Consider the following 19,670-nt stretch of genomic DNA (forward strand, 5'->3'; position numbering starts at 1 on the left):
TGGGTCTTTTTGGGCCTGAAGGGCCCGGATGAGATGGACGGCCGATGAAGCACCATGCCGCTCCATGGTCGGTGCCCCGCTCAAAGGAGGTGGTCGGCTTTGCCGGCTTTGATGTCGAGGATGAGGGCGCGGAGGGCTTCTCGGGAATCGGTGAGGTAGCGGTGCTCCTCGCCAGCGACGGTGATGAAGCCGTTGCCGTCGGCATCGGTGCCTATGCGGAAGCATGCGCTTCCTTCGCCGCAGAAGGGTTCTTCCCAGGTGATGTCGGGCATGAGGAGTTTCCCTAGAGCTGTAGAACGATGTCATGGATGAAACCGAGAGACTCCTCCGGGGATAGGGCGAGCCGCTCGGTCCAGTCCAATTGAGCACGGTACTTGGTCAACTGCGCCTCACCGCAGAGGTATTCCGGCCCATGGGTGCTGTCGATCTGCACGGTGTCCAGCTGAGGGACTGCTCCCTCGGCATATACGAGCGTCTGCCCGGCCCCAGGAAAGACGCCACCGGACACCGGCAGGACGCGAAGCGTGACGTGGCTGAGCTCCGAGATGTGCATCAAGTGCTGTAGCTGTGCCCGTGCCACAGATCTGCCGCCGAACTGCATGCGGAGCGCCGCCTCGTGCACGGTTCCGTAGTACTCGGGCGGCTTGTCCTGGAGGAGGATGCGCTGGCGTTCCATGCGGTGCACCAGGCGCAACTCCAGTTCGCGTTCGGGGAGGGGCGGGACGACGGCTCCGAAGATGGCGCGGGCATGGTCGATCGTCTGGAGAAGTCCTGGGATGTGGACGGTGTGTGCCGTCCGCAGCCGCGTGGCGTTGGCCTCCATCTCCGAGATGTCGAGGAAGCCCCCGGGGAGCGCCCCTCTGTAGCGCTCCCACCAGCCTCTGGGGTTCGACTGGGAGAGCTTGACCAGTGCCTCGACGTACCGCTCGTCCGAACAGGCACAGTGGCAGGCCCAACTCCACAGGCGGTCCGGGCTGATGGCCCGTACGCCTCTCTCGATGGCGGAGATCTTGCTCCGGTCCACTCCCAGCAGTGAGGCGATGCTCTCGGCGCTCACACCTGCTGACGTGCGCATCTTGTTCAGCTCGTATCCGACGCGCTTCTGGCGCTCTGTGGGAGATGTCCTGGGTGGCACGGCTTCCCCTCTGTGCTTGTGGTGAACGGCAGTCTGCCGCCTCGGGCGAGGCCGCCTCCACCGAGGTGGACTTTCTGTGCAAGCGGGTGGCCTATTGGCCACCTGCTCCGCTACCTTCGGTGGCGCATCGCTCACGTACTGACGGAGTCGGAAGTGCATCGCGCGAGCACGCTCGTACGCCTGCGTGCTGTCGCGACGAGCCACCTTGCCCACACGTGCGTGCCCAACACCCGTCCCCCCACCGGGAGCTGCCGTATGCCCGTCAGCCTCTGCCCACTCGTGTCACCGGACTCGTGCGACGACCCACCAGCCCCTGTCCGCACCGCAGACCCCACATCCCTCTCCTACAGCTTCACAATCCCGGGAGAGTCCCGTTCGGCCGCCGTCGCCCGCCGCAACGTCCAGGCGTCCCTGTGCGCCCATGGACTCACCGGGATCGCCCCGCCCGTGCTCCAGGTTGTCGGCGAACTCGTCGCATGCGCGGTAATGTTCGAGCCCGGCCAGAACCTCTATCTCAGTCTCAACTGGCGCGATGACGCTCTGCGGACGGTCCTCTGGGACCCCCACCCCTCTCACCGGAGCGAACCTGCCGCGTCGCTCCTCTGCGCTGACCGGCGCAGGCGGATGCTGCTCCTGCTCGCCTGCGTGGCGCGGGAGTGCGGCGGCGACTGGGGAATCGACACACCGGGACCGGGCGCAGAGGGCACCAAGGTCTGGGCCGTCCTGCCCTACACGGGCGCGGCGGCGTATGCGCGCCAAGGCTGAGGGGCCACCAGTGCGTTCGACGGTGGGACGGCTCGTGAGCAACTGCGGCCATGTGGAGGGATGGGAGTCGGGAAACGGCGTGGAGCGCTGCCAGACGTGCGGTACCCAACGTTTTACGGACTATGGCGCCCTGCGCCCGCCCGAACTGCCGGTGATGGCGACAACCGCGATCCGGACGCACGACTGCGACGCGGGCGCCTGACCGACGCGCCTCGCGTGCGCCCGCCCGATGCTCCCGTGCCCCCTTTCACGCCCCCGCGAGCGGAGGCACACCGGCGTGTTCCGCATGTTTGGATTCCAGTCGATTCGTCTGTCGGTGAGACGGCGGAGGCGACTGGTTCGGAACGGGGTTCGCGATGACCCATGGGCGCAACGAAATTTCGGGCGGCAGCATCGATGGTCCGGCCGTTCAGGCCGGCAGCATCGGCAGCGTTCACTTCGGCACGAGACCTCATGGAACGTCCTCGGACCGGCTGGTCCAGGTCAAGAGCCGGCTGGCAGAGGAGGTGCGGAGGCAGTGGAGGGAGGAAGCCAAGGCGCAGGAACTGGACAGTCCCGCGCCGTTGCGCCTGTGGTGGCGGCGGACCGAGCGGGCCGTGGCGGCACGGGGTGCGGACGGGGCGCGGCAGCGTGGCGCTGTGGACGGTCTTGTGGCGATGTTCCGCGAACTGCCGGTCAAGCAGCTGATGATCCTGGGTGAGCGGGCCTCTGGCAAGAGCGTCTCCATGATGCTCCTGACGCTGGGGCTGCTGGAGGCGTACGACCCGGCGGACCCGGTGCCGGTGCTGATGACGGCGTCCTCGTGGCACCCGCGCCGGGAGCATCTGCATACCTGGCTGGCCCGTCGGCTGGTCCAGGAGCACCCTTTCCTGGCCGACCGGAAGGAGTGCGGTAGGGACATGGCGGCGCGGCTGGTCACCGGGGGACACGTGCTGCTGATGCTCGACGGGCTGGATGAACTTCCCTCGGAGTTGCATGGGTTCGCTATCAGGGAGCTCGACAAGACCGCGGGTGGTGAAGACCGACTCGTGGTTACCTGCCTCGCCGCCGAGTACGAAGAAGCGGTTGTCCGAAGCGGCCGGATCCTGACCCGGGCGACCGTGGTGGAGATGGAACCGGTCACGATCGACCGGGCCGAGGAGTTCTTGACCGCCGATCGGCCGTCGGCTGACCGCCGCTGGCAGGATGTGCTGGCGCGCCTGCGGGCTCACCCCGACTACCCGGCCGTACCCCTGGCCCAGGCCCTGACCAGCCCGCTCATGATTGCGCTCGCTCGTGCGATCTATGCCCCGGCGATTGCGGAACCCGGCGTGCTGCTGGGCTTTTGCGACCAGAAGGGCATTGAAGACCACTTGTTGAGCGCCTTCCTCCCGGCCGCGTACGAGCCCCGGCCGTCGTCGCCCGGAGCCGGACGCGGCGCGCAGGCGCGCTACCGGCCGGAACGGGCCTGCCAGTGGCTGGCGTTCGCCGCCCGCCACATGAACCGGACCCGGACGCAGGACTTCGCGTGGTGGCAGGTGGCAACGGCCGTTCCGGGGAGCGTCCGCGGGCTAGTCTTCGGCATCCTCTCGGGGCTGATGTTCGGTCTTATCGGCAATGCTGCGGGTGGGCCGGTGAACGGGTTCATCTTCGGGGTTCCCTTCGCACTGGCCGGGTTCCTTGTACAGACAACAGCCCGGTGTATGCCGCCGACCCGCGTGGAGATCGGCTTCCGGGGAACAGGAGGTCCCTTCCTCCTCCGGTCGGCTGTGGGCTTCACGACCGGTCTGGCACTCGGCTTCGGCCACGAACTTCCCCACGACAAGGTGCTGATGCTCGGTGCCCTGTTTGCCCTGGCGTTCGGTCTGCACGCTTGGCTGCGGGTGCCCGTCGATGCGAAGAAAGTATCGAGCCCTGGGCTGACCCTTCAGCAGGACCGCACAGCGACACTCATGCTGGGGCTCTCCTTCGCACTCTCCTTCGGCTTCACTTTCGGGACAGTCTTCGCCTACACGGACCCGTGGGCCTCACGCTGGCCGGAGCTTGTGCCCGTCAACGGCCTCTCGGTTAACCTCGTTTTTGCATTCCCCGGTGTGCTGGCCGGCTGGACCGGGGGTCGTCTGTCGTACGGCCGGGTCGGCAGCCTCGCGTATGGTGCCGCCGGGGCGATTCTGAGCGGCATTATCTTCCCGCCGGCGGACGACCCCGGCTTCGCCTACGGGCTCGGCATCGCCTTCGGGCTCGCCTGCGGCTTCGTGGTCGTCCTCGGGCGTCCGTGGGGCGCGTTCGTCTTCGCGTGCGCCCTGCTGGCGCTTTCGGGTCGGCTGCCCTGGCGGCCCATGGCCTTCCTCCAGGGCGCGCGCCTCCGCGGCGTCCTCCGCCAGGCGGGCGGCGTCCACCAGTTCCGGCACGCCCGGCTGCGCGACCACCTCGCGGAGGGGCGGGCGGGCCGGTTCAGGGCGTGACGGGTCAGGGCGTGGCGGGCACCGTCCACCGCTGGCTGCCGGCCCCGGTGCAGTCGCGGATCTGCAGGCGCGCGCCGTCGGCGGCGGACGGCGCGGTGAGGCAGCGGCCGGAAGAAGGGTTGCGCAGGCCGCTGTTGGAGCGGACCCACTGCTGGTTGGCGCCGCCGTTGCAGCCGTACACCAGGACGGGGGTGCCGTTCGCGGTCCCGTTCCCCGCCACGTCCAGGCACCTGCCGCTCTTCATCAGGTGCAGGGCCTTGTCCTTGCCGAGGACCCACTGCTGGTCCTCGGCCCCGGTCGGCGGGCGGAGGACGCCGGCGGCGTCGATCACCTTGCCGCCGGGGCCGGTGACCGGACCGCGCACCGAGTTGCCGACGCCGTTGCTCTGCACGCTGCCGTCGCTGGAAGTGCCGACACGGCTCAGGGCCGAGCAGCCGCCGCTGACGCTGGTGCCCGAGACCCGGGCCGTGGCCCTTCCTCCGTCGCCCTGCGGCAGGCCGAATCGCACCTGCGAATAAGGCTGGTCGTTGCAGGACGCCCGGTCGTCGTTCCACTCGAAGTACTCGGTCCAGTCGACCATTCCGCCGGGCGATATCCGGTCCGAGGCGGCGCGGATGCTGCCGAGCTTGAAGGAGCCGCCGGTGGTCTCGTCGGTCACCGTGACGCCGAACCAGCGGTCGCCCTCGGCGGCGACCCGCGTCCGGTACGTACGGCCCTCCTTCCAGTCGTACTTGATACGGCAGCTCTTGCCCTCGCCCTCGCCGCCGAAGTCGACGCAGTAGCTGCCCCTGGAGCCCGGCTTGGCCTCCTTGGCGTCCCAGACGGAGAACAGGAACGTGCGCTTCTCGCCCGGGCCGTTGGCCTGCATCCCGGTGTAGGCGCCGTTGCCCTTGGTGAAGCCGAACTGGTGGCTCCAGAAGACGTTGGCCGCCCGGCCCGGATCCTTGGTGACCGTGGTGCGGAACGTGACGTCCGACAGGCCCTTGGTGCCGCCGGGGAAGGCGTAGTCGGTGTACGAGCCGGGGGTCTCGGACGCGGACGCCGGGCCTGCTGTGGCGACAGCGATGCCTGTCGCGGAGGTGAGGGCGGTGGCCAGGGCGATCCAGCGCCGCAGGGTGCGTGAAGTCATGGGGGGCTTTCGTGTGTGGGGGGAGCCTGTACGGCTTGTCGATCATGGAACTGCCGGGGTCGGCGCACCGGCCAGGGCCGAAAGTCCCTTGTGCCGCAAGGTTGTTGCGGGTTAACCGCAAAATAGGCCGATCGGCGATGGCTTTGCCAATTCTTGGTGTTCTTGGCCGGACATTCGGACCAATGTCTTCCGCATCGCACGGCAACGGCAGTCGCTCCGGCTCCCCACGGCCCGATCGCCGTTCCCCCACGCTTTCGAGGAGGAGTCCGTCATGACGGAATGCAGAAGACGGCGGTACAGCCGCCGGGTCCTGGCCCTGTCGGCCGCCGCACTGGGCCTGGTGGGCGCCGCGGCCCTCCCTGCCTCGGCCGCGGATCTCAGCGTCAAGCAGATCATGGCCGACTGCGCCTCCGGCGCGGGCAAGTGCACCTTCAACGACCCGAAGTTCGGCACCGCCTACCTCGGCAACTACAAGCGGGTCTCCGACGAGCTCCACAACTGCACCAGCTCGGACGCGAGCCAGACGATGAGCTGGTCCGACACGGTGGGCTCCAGCGACACGGCCGGCGTGACCATATCCGTCGGCGGCAAGATCGAGGGCATCATCGACGTCAGCGTGCAGGCGAACTACAGCCACACCTGGTCGAGTTCGCACTCGGAAACCAGCACGTTGGGGATGACCGTCAAGCCGGGCGAGGTCGGCTGGATCTCCCGGGCCCAGGTGATGCGGAACGTGTCCGGCACCTGGCAGACCCACTACGACGACCCCAAGGCGGGCCACTACTACTGGTACGTCAACGACACCATCAGCGGCCCCGCCCCCAACGGGACCGACGGCGTCCACAACGCGGTCGTCGTGAAGACCCGTCCCATGACGAGCGCGGAGAAGTCGGCCTGCTCGACCCGGACGGCGAAGGTCTTCCGGTCCGCGAACTGACGGACAGCGCACGTCGAACGACGCACGACGCGTCGCCGCCGGGACGATTCCCCGGCCCCCTGACCGGTCGTGCCGACCACCCCCGATCCGCACGGCCGCACCGGCCCGGCCCGCCTCCCTGATCCCCCCCTCGGGGCGGGCCGGGCCTTCATGTGATCGATCACATACCTCTGGCCCGTCCCGTCGGCCCTACCGTGGAACCCCGCCACCCCCGGAGGTCCGATGACCCGCGCCCGTACCGCCGACCTCATCGACACCCAGGCCCGCGCCTGCGCCGAGCTCGGATCGCCGCTGTACGCGGCGCTGTTGGCCCGGGCCGCCGAGGACGTCCGGGCGGGCGGGCCCTGCGCCGACGCCGTCGCGCCGCTGGCGGGCGCGCCCGGACCGGCCGCGGTGGCGCTGCGGCTGCTGGGCGCGGTGCACGCGCTGGTGCTGCTCGGGAAGGCGCCGGAGCTGGCGGAGCACTACGCGCGCGCCGGAGACCCGGAGGCCGCCTGGGAGCCGTTCCGCAGGGCCGTGGCGGAACATCCGGACCACATCGCGACGTGGATGCGGCGCCCGCCGCAGACCAACGAGGTGGGCCGAGCAGGCCAGTTGATCGCCGGCCTGCTGACGGTCCTGGACGACCTGGGGCTGCCGGAGCCGCCCCCCGTCCGGCTGCTGGAACTGGGGGCGAGCGCCGGGCTGAACCTACGGGCGGACCGTTTCCGCATCCGGTCGGGCGGCGACGGACGGGAGTTCGCCTGGGGCGACCCCGCCTCACCGGTCGTCCTGGACGGCGCCTGGCGGGACGGCGCCCCGCCGCCCCGCATCGCCGCGGCCGCCGCCCGCGTCCCCGGGGTGACCGTCGTCGAACGCCTCGGCTGCGACGTCGATCCGCTGGACCCGCTCGACCCCGCGGAGGCCCTCGCCCTGCGCGCGTATCTCTGGCCCGACGTGCCCCACCGGGCGGAGCGCCTGGCGGGAGCGCTGGCCCTCGCCCGCGAGGTGCCCGCGCGGGTCGTGCGGCAGGGCGCCGCCGACTTCCTGGCCGGGACGGCGTTGCGCCCCGGCACGCTCACCGTGGTCTGGCACTCGGTGATGCGCCAGTACGTACCGCCCGCCGAGTGGTCCCGCGCGGAGGCGGAGCTCGGCCGGCTCGCGCGGGCCGGACGCGGGCCGGACACCGGGTGGTTCGCCCACCTGGCGTTCGAGCCGCGGCGCGTCGGGGGAGTCCACCGGTTCGTCCTGACCGCCCGCCTCGGCGACGGGCCGCAGGAGGTCCTCGCCGAGGCGCACCCCTGGGGCCTGGACGCCCGTGCGACGGAGGCCACCGCGCTCGACGGGTGACGCCCGGCCGTGTTTGTGTCGTCGCGGTTGTGTCGTCGCGTCCCTCGCGAACTCCCCGCCCCGCGCGGCAGGATGGAACTCCGGGGTCACGGTGGCGCGTGAGGGGGACGGTGGCTTGTACGGCGGGTGGGCAGGCCTGCGGACGGTCGTCGCGGCGGTGGGGGCGCTGACCGTGACGGCCGCGGCGTCCCCGGCGCGGGCCGACGGGGGAACGGGCGTGAGGACGCAGGCGGTCCACGGCGCGCCGGAGGGCGCGGACGGGCCGCTGCTGGAGGCCGGCGGACGGACCTACACGGACCGCCTCGCGCCGGGCGAGCACAAGTCCTACCGCGTGCGGCTGGACACCTCCTCCGACGCGTACGTCTCGGCGGTGGTCCTGCCCCGGCCCGGCAGCACGATGGGCCTGCGCGACGGGATCGACGTGTCGTTGCGCGCCGCGGACGGCACCCCGTGCGGCCCGGCGCGGCACCGCTCGTTCCTGTCGGAGGGCGGCGCGTATCCGCTCGCCGACCATGTGGAGCACCTCGCCGGTGCGGGCGGGGCGTGCGGGGCGGCCGGGATCTACCGGTTCGTCGTCGCGCGCGGGGACGCCGACGGGGGCGACGCGGCCCCGGTGCCGCTGGAGCTGAGGCACACGAGCGAACGCCCGGCCGCGGGCTCCCCGGCGCCGGACCCGGACCCCGGCCCGGGGAGCTGGAGTTCACAGCCCCCTTCCGCGTCGGCCGGCCCCGTCCGCGGGGTCACCGGCGGCAGCGGGTTCGACGACGCGGCACAGGTGGGCGGCGGCACGTGGCAGGACCGGATCCGGCCGGGCGAGACCCGCTTCTACCGCGTCACCGTCCCGGCCGGCCAACAGCTGTTCGCGAAAGCGACGTTCGGGAAGGCGCCCGGGCCCTATGTCGCCAACGGGGTGCGGCTGGGCCTGAACGACGCGGCCCGCGGCCATGTGATGAACCGGACCGGCGCATACGGCGGCGACCCCGCGACCGTCGCATTGGCCACCCCGCCGGCCGCCGGGCCCGGTGCCCTGCGGGGCGGGGAGGCGGAACGCGGGATGGGCCGGGCCGGCTGGTACTTCCTCCAGGTCAGCCTGAACGCGAAGGCCGCGGGCGCGCGTTCGGGCCCGGTGCCGGTCCGGCTGGCGGTGGGCCTCGCGGCCGCCCGGAAGGACGCGGGGGCGGGTCTGCTGCCGCGCGTCCTGGGCGGCCGGCCGGCGGCGGCGCACGGCGGGACCGCGGGCGGCGGAGGATGGCTGCGGGCCTTCGGGTACACCGGCGTCGGCGTGGGCGCGGCGCTGCTGCTGGGGCTCGGGGGATGGGTGCTGCTGGCGCGCCGGGCGGGTGGGCGGTAGGTGCTACTCCGCTCCGATCCGGAGCCGTACGCCTTTGCACAGCCCCCACCGGGCCATGGCCCCGGCGGATGCCTCCAGGACGTGGCGCGCCCGTGGGCGCGGCGCGCCGAGCCGGTGGGGGGCCATGGTGCGCACGGCGAGGACGGTCAAGTCCCGGTCCAGATAGGCCACATCGATGGCGAAGCGCATGCCGAAGGTGTGCACCGAGCTCGCCGGGGTGAGCAGCAGGGCGCCGTCGATCCCGTCGCGGCCGAGGAGCCCCCGGGTGCGGGCGCGGTACGAGGCGGCGATCTCCAGGGGGACGGATTCCCGCCCCTCCACCGTGAGTTGGGAGTGGCCGTTGTGCCATATGGGCATGCCGGGGCCTTTCGGGGAAGCCGAGGGTGACCACGTTATCCACCGTCGCCGGGTTGTCCACCGGGTTGTCCACAGGGCCCGGCGCGCCGGGCGCGGGATCCGTAATCTCGGCCCATGGACTGGTGGTTGATCGCGACGGCCGTGACGGCCGGGCTGTACGGCGCCCTGGCCGGGGCGCTGGTGCCGCGCGCCCTGTACCGGCTGTCCGTCGGGCCGGGGGAGGCGTGGCGGACGTCGGCCCCGTGCGGCCACGCGCTCGGCGGCTGGGCGGGCCGGGCGCGGTGCGCGGCCTGCGGGGGGAGGTACGGGCCGGGCGCGCCGTGGCCGGCCGTCGCCACGGCCGTGGTGTGCGCGGGGACCGCGGCGGCGGTCGGGCCGCGCCCGGAGCTGGTGGTGTGGCTGCTGGCGGTGCCGGTGGGCGTGCTGCTGACGGGAGTCGACCGGGCGGTGCAGCGGCTGCCGGACGTGCTGACGCTGCCGCTCGCGGCCGGGACGGCGGCCCTGCTGGGCGTGGCGGCGGCGGTGCCGGGGTCGGCCGGCTCGTGGCCGGGGGCCCTGCTGGGCGGCGCGGCGCTCGGCGGGGCGTACCTCGTGCTGTTCCTGGCGCACCCGGCCGGGATGGGCTTCGGCGACGTGAAGCTGGCGGCCGGCCTGGGCTGCGCCCTGGGCTGGTACGGCTGGGGGGCGCTGATATCCGGCGGCCTCGCGGGGCTGCTGCTGGCCTCGGTCCACGGGACGTGGCTGATGCTGACCCGCAGGGCGGGCCGCGGGGCCACGATGGCGCTGGGGCCGTTCCTGGCGGCCGGGGCGTGGCTGGGGGTGCTGGCGGGGGGCTGGGCCGTACGGCCGTGACGGCGCCCGGGAGGCCGGCCGGGCCGGACCCGTCTGGATCGGCCCGGATCGGCCCGGATCCGCCTGGACCCGTCCGGATGCGCCCGGACCGGTCCGGATGGGATCGGACCGGTGCAGTTCGTGCGACGCGGTGAGCGACGAAATCGTCACGGAGCAGTTCCGGCGTCAAGTCGGCGATGACTTTGCGCAACATTTTCGACGAATCTCGGAGACAGTTCCGGAGGCTGCGGCCGGTTGGCCGGTTCTACACCGTAGGCCCAGCGCTGGAGCGGTTTTGCGGGGGTGCGAGGAGGTGCCAGGGACCCTTGTTTCAAGATCAACTAACCCTCCGGGGGTCAGCCCCGCGCGCCGCGTCACCCCTGTCGGTGCATGAAGTACCCCCTCCGACCGGTTATGGTGGAAACCCCCCCTCGGGCCGGTCCGTATCCCCCCCACGGACCGGCCCGTTTTTCTTGGGGCGATGTCACTCTCCGTAGGAATCCGTACGACTCCGCGCAGGTATCGCGCAGGTATGTCGCCGGTCCGGTCCCATTCCGTCGCCCACCGGTCCCGGCCCGCCCCTGATCCGCTCCGGACCGGGCCGAAGGGCTCCGCCGCGTGGGCGCGACCGGCCGGGACGGCCCGCAGCCGACCGGCCGCGCCTCCGGCGGAGCGCTCAGTCGCCCCGGCGCGCCCAGATGTTGACCCCCTCCGTGCTCACCGCGAGGGAGTCGATCTCGGCCAATTCCTCCTTGTCGAGCCCGGGCCCGCCCAGCGCGGCCACATTGGCCTCCAGCTGGGCCACGCTGGAGGCGCCGATCAGGGCGGACGTCATGCGCTCGTCCCGCAGCACCCAGGTCAGGGCCAGCTGGGCGAGGGACTGGCCGCGCCGGGCGGCGATCCCGTTCAGCCCGCGCAGCCGGCGGACGACGTCCTCGGTGAGCAGCGCCGGGTCCAGCGACTTGCCCTGCGCGGCGCGCGAGCCCTCCGGGACGCCGTGCAGGTACTTGTCCGTGAGCAGCCCCTGCGCCAGCGGCGCGAAGGCGATGCAGCCCATGCCCTCGTCCTCCAGGGCGTCGAGCAGCGCGTCGTCCTCGATCCAGCGGTTGATCATCGAGTAGGAGGGCTGGTGGATCAGCGCCGGGACGCCCATCGCGCGCAGCAGCCGGGCCGCCTCCCGGGTCTGCTCGGCACCGTAGGACGACACGCCCGCGTACAGCGCCTTGCCCTGCTGGACGGCGGACGCCAGTGCGCCCATCGTCTCCTCCAGCGGCGTGTGCGGATCGAATCGGTGCGAGTAGAAGACGTCGACGTAGTCGACGCCCATACGGGTCAGCGATGCGTCGAGGGACGACAGCAGGTACTTCCGCGAGCCCCACTCCCCGTACGGCCCGGGGTGCATCAGATATCCGGCCTTTGTGGAGAGCACCAGTTCGTCGCGGTAGGGCCGGAAGTCCTGGGCGAACAGCTTGCCGAAGTTCAGCTCGGCGGAACCGGGCGGCGGGCCGTAGTTGTTGGCCAGATCGAAGTGGGTGATGCCCAGGTCGAAGGCGCGCCGCAGAATGGCGCGCTGGGAGTCGAGGGTGCGGTCGTCCCCGAAGTTGTGCCACAGTCCCAGGGAGACGGCGGGAAGCCTGAGGCCGCTCCGGCCGCTGCGCCGGTACTCCATGGAGTCGTAGCGCGTTTCGGCCGCGAGGTAGTGCGAATCGGTCATGTGGCCACTGACTATCACGGTCCGGTGACAGGCCGAGTTGGGTTCCCGCGACACGCTGGCAGTAATGTGGCGCCCTCGGAGACCGCGAAGTGGCGGGGCACCGCAGTGGCATGGAGGGGCTGGAAACGTGAAGTTGCGCGACCTGGTGTACAGGCTCTACGCACGCCGGGTGGAAGGCCGCCTCGACCATGACCAGGTCCCCAAGCACATCGGCGTCATCCTCGACGGCAACCGCCGCTGGGCCCGCGCCGACGGCCGGACGACCGAGCAGGGCCACCAGGCCGGCGCCGACAAGATCAGCGAACTGCTCGGCTGGTGCGAGGAGACGGACGTCGAGGTCGTCACCCTCTGGCTGCTCTCCACCGACAATCTGGACCGGCCCGCCAAGGAGCTCAAGCCCCTCCTCGGCATCATCGAGAACACCGTCCGCGGCCTCGCGGCGGACGGCCGCTGGCGCGTCCACCACGTCGGCCAGCTCGACCTGCTCCCGGCCGAGACGCAGACCGTGCTCAAGGAGGCCGAGCAGGACACCCTCGGCATCAAGGGAATACTGGTCAACGTCGCGGTGGGCTACGGCGGACGGCAGGAAATCGCCGACGCGGTCCGCTCGCTGGTCCTCGAAGCGGCCGACAACGGCTCGACTTTCGAGGAACTGGCCGAGCGCGTCGACGTCGAGCACATCACCGAGCACCTCTACACGCGCGGCCAGCCCGACCCGGATCTGATCATTCGCACCAGCGGCGAACAGCGGTTGTCCGGATTCATGCTCTGGCAGAGCGCGCATTCCGAGTACTACTTCTGCGAGGTCTTCTGGCCGGCCTTCCGCAAGGTCGACTTCCTTCGCGCGCTGCGCGATTACGCGGCGCGCCACCGCCGTTACGGCGGCTGACCGGCCGTCGGACCGGCGGTCAACACCCGCCGGAAGCCGGGTGATTACCGCGTGATTATGCGGCGCGTCCCCGCCCGCACCACCGCCGCCGACGCGCCCGCACCCGCTCCTCCGTACGGACCGTCACCGCCCGTGCCCCGCATGTGCGCCGGTCGATTGCCGGGTGCCCGTGGCGGCCGCCACGGCCCACGAGCCGCACAGAGATCAATCGTTCACCTGCTCGTCGCATATGCCGTTGCATGGTCAAGCGCTTCGGCGGGAATATCCCCTGCAGGCCGACGGTCGGCCCAATGACCGTCGCTCTGCCAGCGGACGGCATGGGGCCGTCCGCCCGGGAGGCCCTTTGCACAACGGACGAGGCCCGCGTCGGCCGGGCAGTGCGGCCCGGCCCCCGGGGTCCGCCGTGTGCGCGGCGCGGCCATGCCGCCGAAGGGCTTGTCCCCCGGACTTCCCCGCGACCCAGTCGCGCCCACACCTCTCCCCGAGGGGGTTCGTGCACCCGTGGTGACCAGCAAGAAGCGCCGTGAGAACGACCGGCGCACCTATGTCCTCGACACCAGCGTCCTGCTGGCGGATCCAGGCGCGATGTGCCGCTTCGAGGAGCACGAGGTCGTGCTGCCCGTCGTCGTGGTCACGGAGTTGGAGGCCAAGAGGCATCACCCGGAGCTCGGTTACTTCGCCCGCAAGGCGCTGCGCCTGCTGGACGAGTACCGGGTGCAGTTCGGCCGGCTCGACGCGCCCCTCCCCATCGGGGAGCTCGGCGGCAGCCTGCGGGTCGAACTGAACCATTCGGACCCGGGCATACTCCCCGTCGGCTTCCGCCTGGGGGACAACGACTCGCGGATCCTCGCGGTCGCCCGCAATCTGCAGGCCGAGGGCTATGACGTCACCGTGGTCTCCAAGGACCTGCCGCTGCGCATCAAGGCGTCGTCGGTGGGCCTGTCCGCCGAGGAGTACCGGGCCGAGCTGGCCATCACGGACTCCGGCTGGACCGGGATGGCGGAGCTGGCGGTCACCGCCGAGCAGGTGGACGAACTGTTCGCCGTCGAACGGGTCCACGTTCCGCGGGCGGCCGAACTCCCCGTGCACACCGGCCTCGTGCTCCAGTCCGAGCGCGGCAAGGCGCTGGGCCGCGTGACGGCGGACGGTTCGGTGCGGCTGGTGCGCGGCGACCGGGAGGCGTTCGGCATCCACGGGCGCAGCGCCGAGCAGCGCATCGCGCTGGACCTGCTGCTGGACCCGGAGGTCGGCATCGTCTCGATGGGCGGCCGGGCCGGTACGGGTAAGTCGGCGCTGGCGCTGTGCGCGGGGCTGGAGGCGGTGCTGGAGCGCCGCCAGCACCGCAAGGTGATGGTGTTCCGGCCGCTGTACGCCGTCGGCGGGCAGGAGTTGGGATATCTGCCGGGCAGCGAGGCGGAGAAGATGAGCCCGTGGGCCCAGGCCGTCTTCGACACCCTCTCGGCGGTGACGACGGCGGAGGTGATCGAGGAGGTCGTCGGGCGCGGGATGCTGGAGGTCCTGCCGCTCACCCACATCCGCGGCCGGTCGCTGCACGACGCGTTCGTGATCGTCGACGAGGCCCAGTCACTGGAACGAAACGTTCTTCTGACCGTTCTGTCCCGGATCGGGGCCAACTCCCGCGTGGTGCTCACCCATGACGTGGCGCAGCGCGACAACCTCCGGGTGGGCCGCTACGACGGGGTGGTCGCCGTCGTGGAGAAGCTGAAGGGGCATCCGCTCTTCTCCCATGTGACGCTGACGCGTTCGGAGCGTTCGCCGATCGCGGCACTGGTGACCGAGTTGCTGGAGGACGGCCGCATCTGACGGTGCGCCGACGGTAGAACGCCGGAACCGGCGTGGCGCGCGGCGAAGCGAGGGAGCTTAGCCGCGCGCCTTTGCGCGGCGCCGCATTTTCCGGAAATCCTGTCGGGTAAACGGGATGTGACCTTTCCCACGCAACGGAGAATTGCCTCCGGGCGTGCGCGTCGGGCAGAGTCTGGGTCCTGTCAGGCCCCGCATACGGCACTTGCTCCCTCTCGGGGGCGTGCACTGCCCTCAACTTGAGCAGCCGCCAACTCAACAGCGTCGCCGTATGCCGCCCGAGTATCGTGCGGACCTCCTTTTGAACCGGGGGCCCCGCCCGGGCCAGTGCCTCCGGTGACCGCCCGGTACCGCTCGCGCGGGACCTGAGCAAGCGGAGGCCAGCGCAAGGGGCGCGATCGCGTCCGCGAGGTCACCTTGCGCGGGCGATGCTGGAAGGAAAGCGTGTGAGCCGGATCTCCGTCCGGGGATTCGCCGTGGCCTCCGCCACCGCGGTCACCACCGTCGGCGCCGTCGTGGGCGTCGCCCAGGGCGACGAACAGGGCAAGACGATCCACGGGGTCGAGGCGACCGCCGCCGACGCGACGATCCTCGCGGACATCCCCTCCGGGCAGGACGTCCAGGCGCAGACCGCCTCGCTGACCCAGCAGGCGGACACGCAGACCAACGTCGCCCAGACCGCCGCCAAGAAGCAGGCGGAGGAGTCCGCGCGCCAGCAGGCCGCCGAGGACGCCACCGCCAAGAAGGAGGCGGTGGAGGAGGCGAAGAAGAAGGAAGCCGAGGAAGAGGCCAAGAAGAAGGCCGAGGCGGAGCGCGAGAAGAAGGAAGAGGTCGCGAGCCGCTCGGCCCGCGCCGATGGCGACTTCCCCGTCAAGGGCTCCTACTCCGTCGGCGAGATCCAGGCCATGGCCCGGCAGATCGTCCCGGCCGACCAGTTCCAGTGCTTCAGCAACATCGTGAACAACGAGAGCAGCTGGGACTACACGGCGACCAACGCCTCCTCCGGCGCCTACGGTCTCGTCCAGGCGCTCCCCGGCACCAAGATGGAGTCCGCGGGCTCCGACTGGCGCACCAACCCCGCCACCCAGATCAAGTGGGGCCTCAGCTATATGAACGAGCGGTACCACAGCCCCTGTGGCGCCTGGTCGTTCTGGCAGGCCAACCAGTGGTACTGAGCATCTGACGCTCCAGGGGAGCCCCCGACCTCAACCGGTCGGGGGCTCTCCTCGTCTCTCCCCGAGGAAACCTTTCGACCTCGAACGTCCGACCCCGGGTAACGTTCATCGAGGACGACCGCTGGGGCAGTGGGGGTAGAGGAAGAGAAATGTCGAGATTGCCACATTGGCTCGGCAGCGTGGGGTCGGGCCTGACACGGCTCTCCCGGCGGCTGGAGGAGCGCAAGGCGCGCGCCGAGGCGGAGGAGGCCCTGCCCGAGTGGGCCCGGCCGGTCCCCGGCGAGGACGCCGCGCCGGAGCCCGTGCCGCAGCCCGCCCAGGAGCCCGTACCCCCGGTGGACCCGCCGTCCGACGCGCCCGCGGCGCCGGTGCCCCCGCATGTGCCTCCGCGCCCGGACCCGGTCGCCGCCGTCCCCTGGGGCGTACGGGTCGCGGCCGAGGCCGGCTGGCGGCTGCTGGTGCTCGCCGGGACGCTGTGGGTGCTGATGCGCGTCATCAGCGCGGTGCAGCTGGTGGTGCTCGCCTTCGTCGCCGGCCTGCTGATCACCGCCCTGCTCCAGCCGACCGTCGCCGCGCTCAAGCGGCGGGGCGTGCACCGGGGGCTGGCCACGGCCATGACCTTCATCGCCGGCTTCGTGGTGATGGGGCTGGTCGGCTGGTTCGTGGTGTGGCAGGTGATGGACAACACCGAGGACCTGTCCGAGCAGCTTCAGACGGGTCTCACGAATCTGAAGGAATGGCTGCGCACCAGCCCGTTCCATGTCACCCAGGACCAGATAAACAACATCACGGACAACCTCACCAAGGCCCTCAAGTCCAACACCGAGGAGATCACCTCGGCCGGCATACAGGGCGTCCAGGTCATCATCGAGACGCTGACCGGCATCGTGCTCGCGATGTTCACCACGCTCTTCCTGCTCTACGACGGGCCGAAGATCTGGCGCTGGATGCTCAAGCTGGTGCCCAGCGCGGCGCGCGAGGGTGTGGCGGGCGCGGGTCCGCGTGCTTGGGCGACCCTCACCGCCTATGTGCGCGGCACGGTGATAGTGGCGATGATCGACGCGATCTGCATCGGCATCGGGCTGTACTTCCTCAAGGTGCCGATGGCCGTGCCGCTGGCCGTCTTCATCTTCCTCTTCGCGTTCATCCCGCTCGTCGGCGCGGTGATCTCCGGGGCGCTGGCCGTGGTGGTCGCGCTGGTGACGCAGGGCCCCTTCACCGCCGCGATGGCGCTGGTGGTCGTGCTCGCCGTGCAGCAGATCGAGGGGCATGTGCTCCAGCCGTTCATCCTCGGTCGCGCGGTGCGGGTCCATCCGCTGGCGGTCGTCCTGTCGGTCGCGGCGGGAGGGCTGGTCGCGGGCATCGGCGGCGCGGTCGTCGCGGTGCCGCTGGTGGCGGTCACCAACACGGTGGTCGGATACCTGCGGGCGTACGGCCGGGGCGAGGTCCCGGGCGAGAAGGTCTGAGTCCCCGCATCCCCGCACGAACGACGGCGGCCCGCCGACCTGTCGAGGTCGGCGGGCCGCCGTCGTGGTGCGGATGGCCTGGTCAGCCGGCCAGCACGGCCTCGGCGTCGAGGGTCGCGCCGACCGCCTGCAGCACCGAGGCGATCTTGAAGGCTTCCTGGATCGTCTCGCGGTCCACACCGGCCTTGCGCAGCACCTGCTCGTGCGAGTCGAGGCACATGCCGCAGCCGTTGATGGCCGAGACGGCCAGGGACCACAGCTCGAAGTCGACCTTCTCCACGCCCGGGTTGCCGATGACGTTCATCCGCAGACCCGCGCGCATCGTGCCGTACTCCGGGTCCGACAGCAGGTGCCGGGTGCGGTAGTAGACGTTGTTCATCGCCATGATCGCGGCGGCCGCCTTGGCGGCGGTGTACGCCTCGGGCGAGAGGTTCGCCTTCGCCTCGGGCTCCAGCTCGCGCAGCACGATCGGCGAACGGGTCGCGATCGCGCAGGAGAGGACGGTGCCCCACAGCTGCTGCTGCGGCAGGTCGGAGTTGCCGATGACCGAGCCCAGGTTGAGCTTCAGGTCCTTGGCGTAGTCCGGTATCGCGGACTTCAGTTCATCGAGGGCCATGGTGGGTCAGCTCACTCGCCCGCGAGGAGCTTGACCGCGTCGAGGGTCTCCTCGCCCTTGTTCCAGTTGCAGGGGCACAGCTCGTCCGTCTGCAGGGCGTCGAGGACCCGCAGGACCTCCTTGGGGTTACGGCCCACGGAACCGGCGGTCACCATGACGAACTGGATCTCGTTGTTCGGGTCCACGACGAACACGGCGCGCTGCGCGTAGCCGTCCTCGCCCTCGACGCCGCAGGCGCGCATGAGCTCGTGCTTGGCGTCGGCCAGCATCGGGAAGGGCAGGTCGCGCAGGTCCTTGTGGTCCTTGCGCCAGGCGTGGTGGACGAACTCGGAGTCGCCGGAGACGCCGAGGATCTGGGCGTCACGGTCGGCGAACTCGTCGTTCAGCTTGCCGAACGCGGCGATCTCGGTCGGGCAGACGAAGGTGAAGTCCTTCGGCCAGAAGAAGACGACCTTCCACTTGCCCTCGTAGGTCTTGTGGTCGATCTGCGCGAAGGCCTTGTCCGCGTCGAGGTCCACACAGGCGGTCAGGTCGAACTCGGGGAACTTGTCACCGACAGTGAGCACGCGCTCTCCTTGCAGCGAAGAAAGTCCCTGTTCGTGGACTTTCTGAGGGTTGGACTGCGAACAGCCTGCCACAGGGGGGATTGATAGCGGAAATAGCTATAGTGAGTGGTGTTGATTGGTGGTGTTTATCGATGGAGTCGTCCATACCCCCCGAGGGGTCCGCGCCGGAGCCCGCGGACCGCCGTACGGGTGGCCTGAAACAGCCGACCGGTCGGCCGCGCCAGCCCAGTCTGGCCCAGCTGAGGGCCTTCGCCGCCGTCGCCGAGCATCTGCACTTCCGGGACGCGGCCGCCGCGATCTCCATGAGCCAGCCCGCGCTCTCCGGGGCCGTCGCCGCGCTGGAGGAGGCGCTGGGGATTCAGCTCTTCGAGCGTACGACGCGGAAGGTGCTGCTCAGTCCCGCGGGTGAACGGCTCGCCGTCCGCGCCCGTACGGTGCTGGACGCGGTCGGCGCGTTCATGGAGGAGGCCGAGGCGGCGCGGGCGCCCTTCACCGGCGTCCTCCGCCTCGGAGTGATCCCCACCGTGGCGCCGTACCTCCTGCCCGCCGTCCTCCGCCTCGTCCACGACTCCTATCCGGACCTCGACCTCCAGGTGCACGAGGAGCAGACCTTTTCCCTGCTGGACGGGATCACCTCGGGACGGCTGGACCTGCTGCTGCTCGCGGTGCCGGCCGGGGCGCCCGGACTCGTCGAACTGCCCCTGTTCGACGAGGACTTCGTCCTCGTCACCCCGCGCGACCACGCGCTGGCCGGGCGCACCGACCTGCCGCGCGGCGTCCTGCGCGAGCTGGACCTGCTGCTCCTGGACGAGGGGCACTGCCTGCGCGACCAGGCACTGGACATCTGCCGGGAGGCGGGCCGCGTCCCCGGCGGCCCGGTGACGACGAGCGCCGCCGGGCTGTCGACCCTGGTCCAACTGGTCGGCGGCGGAATGGGGGTGACCCTGCTGCCGGACACGGCCGTCGACGTCGAGGCGGCCCGCAGCGCGGGGCTGGCGACGGCCCGTTTCACCGGCCCGGCGCCGTCGCGCCGCATCGCGCTCGCGATGCGCTCGGGGGCGGCGCGGCAGGGGGAGTTCGAGGAACTGGCGGAGGCGCTGCGCTCGGCGTTGAGCGGGCTGCCGGTGCGGATCGTGCGGTGAGCG

The 19,670-nt window shown here is 71.2% G+C and carries 19 protein-coding genes; 12 read left to right on the top strand and 7 right to left on the bottom strand.

Annotation, left to right across the window (positions count from 1 at the left end):
• Positions 1 to 80 precede the first annotated feature (80 nt).
• Positions 81 to 272, bottom strand: coding sequence for a hypothetical protein (locus AB8735_RS23680; RefSeq protein WP_372409209.1), 192 nt, complete (start codon positions 270 to 272; stop codon positions 81 to 83).
• Between the two features lie 11 nt (positions 273 to 283).
• Entirely contained in the window at positions 284 to 1,135 is an 852-nt protein-coding gene (locus AB8735_RS23685; protein WP_372409211.1) for a helix-turn-helix domain-containing protein, read from the bottom strand.
• A 255-nt stretch (positions 1,136 to 1,390) separates the two neighbouring features.
• On the opposite strand from AB8735_RS23685, the gene AB8735_RS23690 reads away from it, so the two are divergent.
• The 3 genes from AB8735_RS23690 to AB8735_RS23700 all read left to right on the top strand — a co-directional run bounded on the left by AB8735_RS23690 (position 1,391) and on the right by AB8735_RS23700 (position 4,344).
• A complete protein-coding gene (locus tag AB8735_RS23690) occupies positions 1,391 to 1,900 on the top strand; it encodes an ATP-binding protein (protein ID WP_372409212.1) in 510 nt (169 codons plus the stop codon).
• On the top strand, positions 1,884 to 2,102 hold the full coding sequence (locus tag AB8735_RS23695) for a DUF6255 family natural product biosynthesis protein (RefSeq protein ID WP_372409214.1): 219 nt from the start codon (positions 1,884 to 1,886) through the stop codon (positions 2,100 to 2,102). The genes AB8735_RS23690 and AB8735_RS23695 overlap by 17 nt, the downstream gene beginning before the upstream one ends.
• A gap of 154 nt (positions 2,103 to 2,256) precedes the next feature.
• The gene (locus AB8735_RS23700) at positions 2,257 to 4,344 is read left to right on the top strand and encodes a hypothetical protein (protein ID WP_372409215.1); all 2,088 of its coding nucleotides are present in this window, start codon (positions 2,257 to 2,259) and stop codon (positions 4,342 to 4,344) included.
• A gap of 4 nt (positions 4,345 to 4,348) precedes the next feature.
• Here AB8735_RS23700 and AB8735_RS23705 read toward each other — a convergent pair whose 3' ends face one another.
• Positions 4,349 to 5,473, bottom strand: coding sequence for a ricin-type beta-trefoil lectin domain protein (locus AB8735_RS23705; protein WP_372409216.1), 1,125 nt, complete (start codon positions 5,471 to 5,473; stop codon positions 4,349 to 4,351).
• A gap of 271 nt (positions 5,474 to 5,744) precedes the next feature.
• On the opposite strand from AB8735_RS23705, the gene AB8735_RS23710 reads away from it, so the two are divergent.
• The 3 genes from AB8735_RS23710 (at position 5,745) to AB8735_RS23720 (ending at position 9,090) form a co-directional block, all read left to right on the top strand.
• Positions 5,745 to 6,410: a hypothetical protein gene (locus AB8735_RS23710; RefSeq protein ID WP_372409218.1), complete on the top strand. Its 666-nt coding sequence runs from the start codon at positions 5,745 to 5,747 to the stop codon at positions 6,408 to 6,410.
• A 222-nt stretch (positions 6,411 to 6,632) separates the two neighbouring features.
• On the top strand, positions 6,633 to 7,739 hold the full coding sequence (locus AB8735_RS23715; RefSeq protein WP_372409220.1) for a DUF2332 domain-containing protein: 1,107 nt from the start codon (positions 6,633 to 6,635) through the stop codon (positions 7,737 to 7,739).
• A 115-nt stretch (positions 7,740 to 7,854) separates the two neighbouring features.
• Positions 7,855 to 9,090, top strand: a complete 1,236-nt coding sequence (locus AB8735_RS23720) for a hypothetical protein (protein WP_372409222.1) — start codon at positions 7,855 to 7,857, stop codon at positions 9,088 to 9,090.
• A 3-nt stretch (positions 9,091 to 9,093) separates the two neighbouring features.
• Here the strand turns inward: AB8735_RS23720 and AB8735_RS23725 are convergent, their stop codons facing one another.
• Positions 9,094 to 9,447 carry a DUF192 domain-containing protein gene (locus tag AB8735_RS23725; RefSeq protein WP_372409223.1) on the bottom strand — a complete coding sequence of 118 codons (354 nt, stop codon included), beginning with the start codon at positions 9,445 to 9,447 and terminating at the stop codon, positions 9,094 to 9,096.
• A 114-nt stretch (positions 9,448 to 9,561) separates the two neighbouring features.
• Between AB8735_RS23725 and AB8735_RS23730 the strand changes: the two genes are divergently transcribed.
• On the top strand, positions 9,562 to 10,299 hold the full coding sequence (locus AB8735_RS23730; protein ID WP_344020389.1) for an A24 family peptidase: 738 nt from the start codon (positions 9,562 to 9,564) through the stop codon (positions 10,297 to 10,299).
• Between the two features lie 655 nt (positions 10,300 to 10,954).
• Here AB8735_RS23730 and mgrA read toward each other — a convergent pair.
• Positions 10,955 to 11,992, bottom strand: a complete 1,038-nt coding sequence (gene mgrA, locus AB8735_RS23735) for an L-glyceraldehyde 3-phosphate reductase (protein WP_344020387.1) — start codon at positions 11,990 to 11,992, stop codon at positions 10,955 to 10,957.
• 127 nt (positions 11,993 to 12,119) lie between these two features.
• Here mgrA and AB8735_RS23740 point away from each other — a divergent pair, with 127 nt between their 5' ends.
• The 4 genes from AB8735_RS23740 to AB8735_RS23755 all read left to right on the top strand — a co-directional run bounded on the left by AB8735_RS23740 (position 12,120) and on the right by AB8735_RS23755 (position 17,343).
• Positions 12,120 to 12,881 (top strand): isoprenyl transferase, encoded by a 762-nt coding sequence (locus AB8735_RS23740; protein ID WP_344020385.1) that lies wholly within the window; start codon positions 12,120 to 12,122, stop codon positions 12,879 to 12,881.
• A gap of 501 nt (positions 12,882 to 13,382) precedes the next feature.
• Positions 13,383 to 14,705, top strand: coding sequence for a PhoH family protein (locus AB8735_RS23745; RefSeq protein WP_344020383.1), 1,323 nt, complete (start codon positions 13,383 to 13,385; stop codon positions 14,703 to 14,705).
• Between the two features lie 443 nt (positions 14,706 to 15,148).
• Entirely contained in the window at positions 15,149 to 15,877 is a 729-nt protein-coding gene (locus tag AB8735_RS23750; RefSeq protein ID WP_372409225.1) for a transglycosylase SLT domain-containing protein, read from the top strand.
• A gap of 149 nt (positions 15,878 to 16,026) precedes the next feature.
• Positions 16,027 to 17,343, top strand: a complete 1,317-nt coding sequence (locus tag AB8735_RS23755; RefSeq protein WP_344020379.1) for an AI-2E family transporter — start codon at positions 16,027 to 16,029, stop codon at positions 17,341 to 17,343.
• Positions 17,344 to 17,425: 82 nt separating this feature from the next.
• Here the strand turns inward: AB8735_RS23755 and AB8735_RS23760 are convergent, their stop codons facing one another.
• Positions 17,426 to 17,959: an alkyl hydroperoxide reductase gene (locus AB8735_RS23760; RefSeq protein ID WP_344020377.1), complete on the bottom strand. Its 534-nt coding sequence runs from the start codon at positions 17,957 to 17,959 to the stop codon at positions 17,426 to 17,428.
• Between the two features lie 11 nt (positions 17,960 to 17,970).
• On the bottom strand, positions 17,971 to 18,525 hold the full coding sequence (locus AB8735_RS23765; RefSeq protein WP_344020374.1) for a peroxiredoxin: 555 nt from the start codon (positions 18,523 to 18,525) through the stop codon (positions 17,971 to 17,973).
• A gap of 131 nt (positions 18,526 to 18,656) precedes the next feature.
• Here AB8735_RS23765 and AB8735_RS23770 point away from each other — a divergent pair, with 131 nt between their 5' ends.
• Positions 18,657 to 19,667: a LysR substrate-binding domain-containing protein gene (locus AB8735_RS23770; protein WP_372409228.1), complete on the top strand. Its 1,011-nt coding sequence runs from the start codon at positions 18,657 to 18,659 to the stop codon at positions 19,665 to 19,667.
• Positions 19,668 to 19,670 lie beyond the last annotated feature (3 nt).

This window comes from Streptomyces luteireticuli (assembly GCF_041519305.1).
GTDB classification, from domain to species: Bacteria; Actinomycetota; Actinomycetes; order Streptomycetales; family Streptomycetaceae; genus Streptomyces; species Streptomyces luteireticuli.